Raw genomic sequence first — 6,260 nt, forward strand, 5'->3', positions numbered from 1 at the left:
TAATCCGGTAGTGTTGCCTGGTGTTTGGCTGTGTCGCGAAATGAGGAACGCCCGTTTGGATATCGAAGAGCTTCAGACATTCGTAGAGGTTGCTGACGCCGGGGGCGTTTCACCTGCCGCAGTCCGGCTGGGCGTGTCCAAGTCAATCGTCAGTCGCAGGCTGGTGCGGTTGGAAGCGCAGCTTGGCGTGCAGTTGCTGACACGCTCGACTCGCGGCGCGGCGCTGACTGAGGCGGGCGCGACCTTTCGCGACTATGCAGCGAGGGTCTGCTCAGAAATGGAAGCAGCCAGGGAAGCGATCCTGCCCGCCGGCGCGCTGCAAGGTCGTTTACGAGTGGCGGCGCCGCTTTCTTTTGGCCCGACTCACTTCGCCCCCGTACTGGCGGAAATGGCCGTGCGACACCCGCAACTTCAGATCCAGACCTGCTACAGCGATCGCTTCGTTGACCTCATCGCCGAAGGTTACGACTGCGCGATCCGCGTCGGCTACCTGCAGGACTCCAACCTGATCGCAAGACGCATCGGCCCGATCAACGGCAAGCTGGTCGCGAGTCCGGGCTATATCAAGGCTCATGGTTCACCCGAGAAACCGGAGGAGCTGATCGCCCATCAAGCCCTGATGCAAAGCACCGAAGCCTGGCAATTCATGGATGGCGACAAGGTCATCGCCATTCGCCCGCAAGGACGCTTCAAGGCCGACAACGGCATCGCGCTAGTCGCCGCCGCAGTCGCAGGACTCGGGGTCGCTTATCTGCCCGATTGCCTCACGTATGACAGCGTGGCATCCGGCGCACTGGTGCCGATCATGACGCGTTATCCCCCACCGCCAGCGGGTGCCTATTTAGTCCGCCCGGCAGGCCAGCATCCTGCGCAGAAGATCCGGGTGTTTGCGGAATTGTTGATCGAGTATTTCGGCAAATCTCCGTATTTTGCGGGAGAGGTCGAGGTTTGATGGGGGGAGGTGTTTGAGTGAGTGGTTTCGGCCTATAGCGGACATCAGAATATCTGGCCACCCACGCAGAGGATAAGGTCGTAAGCTGTGTGCTTCGTTGTCGATAAGGAAATCGCATGTCACCGAACAAGGCTTGCCCCGTCATCCTCTCGAGCATTCCTGGTGCACGTATCCTCCTGTTCCGCCATCCAGTAGCGGGCGTACAACTGGTCAAAGGGACAATCGAGAAAGGCGAAACTCCGGCTGAAACTGCCCTGCGCGAATTAAGCGAAGAATCAGGCATTGCCGCTGCCTCGGTTGTCAGCGATATGGGCTGCTGGGACGCCGGGCATCTCGACCAGATATGGTCATTCCAGCTGTGTTTCACGCATGCGTCCTTGCCGGAGCAATGGGCTCATCTCACGCTCGACGACCATGGCCACACCTTTAACTTTTTTTGGGCTCCGCTCGATAATTTGCCGTATGACGACTGTCATCCGGTCTTCCGTCGAGCATTAAGATTCCTAGCTGCCAGGCTGACTGCGCGAGGTTTTGTACTGGCTCATGATCAAAGTAGAGATACGTCCGCTGAAGGTCCGACTTGAGGTCCTCAGACGCCTTTCAAAAAAGGCGACAGATTTATTTTCTTAAAAATAAATCTGTCCCCTTTTTTGCGTATCAGACAGTCGCACCCAGCAACGCTTCATCCTCCGCCACCGCACGTTTATAGGCGTCGCGGCTCATTAACTTCTTGGCGTAAGCGAGAAACGCGGCTCTGGGCGGCAAGGTGCCTAAGCCTAGCCCCCAGCCAATGTGGGAACCCACATAAACGTCTGCAGCGGTGAAGCGTTCACCAGCAATAAACGGCTGCGCCAACACCGCGCGTTCCAGTTGATCGACGGTGCGTTCATAGCTGCCGTAGCCAAAGAAGAACTCCTGATCCGGCTCTGGGTTGAAACCGGCGCGGTGGTTAGTGACAGCCTGCTCCAGAGGCCCCGCAGCGAAAAACAGCCAACGGTAATAGGCGGCCCGCTCCGCCGCCACTGGAGCCAGCCCGGCTTCGGGGAATGCGTCAGCCAGGTACGCACAGATGGCGGCGGTTTCTGTTATGGTTTGCCCGTTATGCACCAGCGCCGGGATCTTTCCGATTGGGTTGACGTCGCGAAAAAAACTGACGCGCAGGTCATCAGCGTCGGCCACCATTGGCACTGCCAGCGCAGCACCACCCCATCGGTCAGCCTGACTGGTCGGCTGGTAATCCATTACCACCGTCTCATACGCGCAGCCGATTTCTTCGAGCATCCAGCGCACCATGCGTCCGCGAGAATTGGGGTTGGTATAGAACGTCATTGTCATCGTGAGCTCCTTTTTGGCTCGGTTTGTTGACGACAATGGTAAGAGCGAAGTTGTCTCAGCCCGTGGGCAAAACCCGCCAGAATACTTGCCGAACGCGCCATTAGCGGCGCGTTGCACTATGCATTGCCGCTCTTCTGCGGTTCGGAGCTCAGAAATGCCGTACCTTCACACCAGCGCCGAGCGGTGTAAATTGCCCAGGGTGTTCTGGGAATCTATAGAGCAGCTGGGACTGGATCCCTGGTTGATTGAGCAGCACGCTCAACTGCCCCATGGCCTTCACCTGAACGAATCCTTTGTCAGCACGCATCAGTTGTTTGCCGTCTGGGATGCCATTGAGGCGCTTTCTGCAGACCCTGCTTTCGCGATAAAAATGGTTCGCGACACACCCAGTGCGAAACACAAAATGGCGTTCCTCGCTGCGTTGTATGCGGCTGATTTTCGTGACGGACTTGCGCGGTTATCGCGCTTGCAGCGCCTGTGCAGTCCCGACAAAATTTGCATCGACGAGCGCCAAGACACCGTTTCATTCTCGATTCAGTGGCCTTCTGGCACGGCCCCGGCGCCCTATCTTTCAGTGGAGGCTTGTTTTGCCTTGGTACTGGAGCTCGGTCGACGAGGCACCGGTAAACACATTGAGCCTCTGTCATTGAGCTTGAGACGGCCCGAGCAAAAGCTGGATACGCACCCAAGTTATTTCGCATGCCCCATTCGCTACGGCGCCACCCATGATGAGTTGATCTTGAACGCCTCTGACATTGAGCTGCCGTTTCTTGAGCACAATTCGCAAGTGCTGCAAATGATGAACCCGGGCCTCGATGCGGCATTACGCGCGATCGAAGCGCCGGTTGGCTTCTGTGAGCAGGTCGTTGAAGTGCTCAAACGCGCCCTGGCGAACGGACGGCCAAGTTTGCAACATCTCGCCGGAGAACTATTGCAGAGCGAGCGAACGTTGCAGCGCCGACTAGCGTCCGAGGGCACAACCTTCAGTGCACTGCTCAACGAGGCCAGGCGCCAAGTGGGATTTCACCTACTGGCTGATACGAGCCTTGAGCTCAAAGAGGTGGCGTATCTTCTCGGTTATGAAGACGTCAATTCTTACTTTCGGGCCTTTCGGCAGTGGGAAGATGTTTCACCCAGTCAGTGGCGTCGTTCAAGGCTTGACGCATGACATTGGCGTTAATGCGGACATGAGGTCCGCATTTTCTGCGTTTCAGGCTGATGCAGCCCTGCACCAAACTTCTCCAGCATCGCTAGCAGCAACGATCCCAGTTCATGCTCAGGCTTTCGCTGGGGCTGGGTCATGACAAATGAATTGGCCAAGTCCGGCTGCTGAGGTTTGCGCGACGCCAGTCAGCCTCCCTTCGTCCCATCCCTCCCGCGCAGCGGCTGACAGGCCGAGCATTGTTACGCAGCATTTGGAATAGCTGTCCGATGGTCGCGCGTCATCCGGAAGATATCGTTAAGGCCGCTTTCATCGAAGCGACAATTCCTGACGCTACGCTGTATTCACTGCCAGCATTTGTCGCGACCGGAGAGGCGCCGGGCTGGCACCACAGCTTCTTCGCGGCCTCGGATCAACTGGCAGACGCGATGGTCAAGGGGAACGAGCGGTTATTCCTGACGCACTTCATCCGCCACCACGCAAGCAACCAAGAGGCGCTCTCCGATGAGCTGATAGACAGCTATGTCCGCTCATACTCGAAGCCCAAGACTTTCCACCACGCATTTGAATATTATCGCGCGCTCCCCCAGTCGATTGCCCAGAACGAAAAGTTGGCGACAACCAAGATAGCCATGCCCGTTCTTGCCGTTGGCGGCGGTGGTAACGGTGGATTCGGCGCCCAGCAGCCGGAAAACATCCGCCGCTACGCTACCAATGTTGAGGCGCACGTGCTGCAAGGATGCGGTCACTGGGTCACGGAGGAATGCGCACCAGCGTTGAACCCGCTGATCTCCTCCTTTCTGGCGCGGCCATGAGGAGAATGTCGCCATGTTCAGCAGAGTAAGGGGAATGGATCAGATCGGCTTCGCAGTGCTCGACGTTTAGGCCGGGACCCGGTTGCTGCGCGAGGCGTTCGACGCAGCTATCGTTTACGACACTGGCGCTGATGGCTGAAAGCTGATGCTCGCAAATGGCTGCTTTCGGCCAAGAGCGGCCACTCGAATACATCACCTTGATCAGCTGTTTTGTAGGTCGAAGCGGTCACCGATGTTCCGCTGCCAACATTGACCTGAACTGAGAAATGATCTCTGAAGATAGCCCGGCACCTTCGAACACTGCGCAGGTGAAGCTAACGGGTGCGGGGCCTGGAGCAGTTATGATGCGGTCTGCAACCACAGCTACCGGACTGTTTCGATAAAGCGTGCGCCCTTCATAACCTACGGCATTCTTTTCTATGAAGTCAGCGCTGTTCGAGGTATGAGGAACCGTGTCGAGAAGCCCGGCCCTAGCAAGTGCCAGCGTCCCCCCACAGATACCGGCAATTGTCGCTCCATTTGAACGACTAGCATGAAGAAAGCCTCGAATATCCGGTGCTTCTGCACTTTCCCAGACCATTCCTCCAATGACGACAACAACGTCCGGTTTCCAGTCCAGACATTGTTGCAAACTGCTATCGACAGTTACAGCCAATCCACCCTGCGATTGGAACTGACCCGTAGCAGAAGCGAAAAACCTGACGTCGATCCCGTAAAACGGGAACGCAGTTCCAGCAATGAAAGCATATTCCCAGTCCGCAAAACCGGGTGTCAGTATCAATCCCACACGTGCCATCAGTCAGAATCCTCCATGAATGCCAATAACATTTGGCGACAACAAACATACATTAAGGGTTGCTTTGGGTCGATTGAAGCCCCTTGCAACAGGCAGCGATCGGCCAAAAGGAGACGGTCGTGAACCGTTGCCGATAACGATCGGCAGAGTTCGACCAATATCTACCTATGAACAGCGCAGGCGTTCACGTCAATATGGGAGTCATTCCCGAAGTGCAGACGCAGGATCTGCCGAGCAGAATTCGCAGAGAATCCATCGGTCTATCCTTCAAGACTTGACTCCAATTTATCAGAGCGCTGATGTATGAATTCTCTCTGGATCGCACTGGGCATTTTTGGGAGCCTCGTTGCTGCCTCGCTTCTTATGATGCTGTGGTACCCAAAGCTGGCATCCCACCACCGGGATGACGAAACCAACTCCGTAATTCGTCTAGTAGCCAACATTTTTGTGGTTATGACATCGCTGGTCTTTGGCTTGATGATTAACTCTGCCAAAAACACTTTCGAGTCCATTGACGCAAACTTCCATGGGTATGCAACCAGCATGATCATTTTTGATCGGACACTGCGAAGCTACGGCGATGTGGCGCAAGACACGCGAAATCGTCTTATCACCTATCTAGAGCGCGCTATCGAGACCCCGTATCGGGGAGACGAGGCGCTGCAGCATCGTAACAGCGAGGCGGCTAAGTATCTGGATGATATAGGCAAGTCTTTGGCTCTTATAAAGCCTCCGGACCGCTACCATGAAACTATGCTTCAGGATATTCGTCAGCAATATCATTCGCTCATCGAGCAACGCTGGAGGATCGTCGAGCAGTCAGAGGGAGCGATTCCTGGCCCACTTATTGGGATGCTTGTTGCCTGGCTGACGCTCATTTTCGCCAGTTTTGGATACCGCGCTCCCCGTAATTCGATGGTGATAGGAATGTTCATCATCTCGTCATTCCTCATTGCGGCTTCCGTTTACCTTGTTTTGGACATGGACGTGCCATTTCATGGTCCTATCCAGATATCCGACGAGCCCCTGCGCAGGGCGCTCGCAGTCATGCAGCTCTAGAGGCAAGAAGCGCGCTGGCGTTCTGAGTCGTGGCCTCGAGGCGTACCAAACCGAAGTCCGCTTCTGGCCGGTAGCGTTCGATTGCAAACGTCCGCTTCTGGCCGGTAGCAGCCTGTCACGACAGGCTGCTACCGGCCATTC

7 protein-coding genes are annotated in these 6,260 nt (G+C 56.0%); 5 read left to right on the forward strand and 2 right to left on the reverse strand.

From position 1 onward, the window contains the following. The first annotated feature begins 55 nt into the window (after positions 1-55). Positions 56-952 carry a LysR family transcriptional regulator gene (locus BI292_RS24295; RefSeq protein ID WP_101209478.1) on the forward strand — a complete coding sequence of 299 codons (897 nt, stop codon included), beginning with the start codon at positions 56-58 and terminating at the stop codon, positions 950-952. Positions 953-1,068: 116 nt separating this feature from the next. Further along, entirely contained in the window at positions 1,069-1,536 is a 468-nt protein-coding gene (locus tag BI292_RS24300) for an NUDIX domain-containing protein (protein ID WP_101209479.1), read from the forward strand. Positions 1,537-1,609: 73 nt separating this feature from the next. Here BI292_RS24300 and BI292_RS24305 read toward each other — a convergent pair whose 3' ends face one another. After that, the gene (locus BI292_RS24305) at positions 1,610-2,287 is read right to left on the reverse strand and encodes a glutathione S-transferase family protein (protein WP_218563493.1); all 678 of its coding nucleotides are present in this window, start codon (positions 2,285-2,287) and stop codon (positions 1,610-1,612) included. A gap of 154 nt (positions 2,288-2,441) precedes the next feature. Here BI292_RS24305 and BI292_RS24310 point away from each other — a divergent pair, with 154 nt between their 5' ends. After that, complete coding sequence (locus BI292_RS24310; protein WP_101209480.1) at positions 2,442-3,455, forward strand: AraC family transcriptional regulator; 1,014 nt, start codon at positions 2,442-2,444, stop codon at positions 3,453-3,455. Positions 3,456-3,718: 263 nt separating this feature from the next. Then, the gene (locus BI292_RS24315; RefSeq protein ID WP_101209481.1) at positions 3,719-4,264 is read left to right on the forward strand and encodes an alpha/beta fold hydrolase; all 546 of its coding nucleotides are present in this window, start codon (positions 3,719-3,721) and stop codon (positions 4,262-4,264) included. Between the two features lie 226 nt (positions 4,265-4,490). Here BI292_RS24315 and BI292_RS24320 read toward each other — a convergent pair whose 3' ends face one another. Next, positions 4,491-5,060 carry a DJ-1/PfpI family protein gene (locus BI292_RS24320; protein WP_101209482.1) on the reverse strand — a complete coding sequence of 190 codons (570 nt, stop codon included), beginning with the start codon at positions 5,058-5,060 and terminating at the stop codon, positions 4,491-4,493. A 303-nt stretch (positions 5,061-5,363) separates the two neighbouring features. On the opposite strand from BI292_RS24320, the gene BI292_RS24325 reads away from it, so the two are divergent. Then, entirely contained in the window at positions 5,364-6,119 is a 756-nt protein-coding gene (locus BI292_RS24325; RefSeq protein WP_101209483.1) for a DUF4239 domain-containing protein, read from the forward strand. The last annotated feature ends 141 nt before the right edge of the window (positions 6,120-6,260 follow it).

This window comes from Pseudomonas sp. 43NM1 (genome assembly GCF_002836905.1).
Classification (GTDB): domain Bacteria; phylum Pseudomonadota; class Gammaproteobacteria; order Pseudomonadales; family Pseudomonadaceae; genus Aquipseudomonas; species Aquipseudomonas prosekii.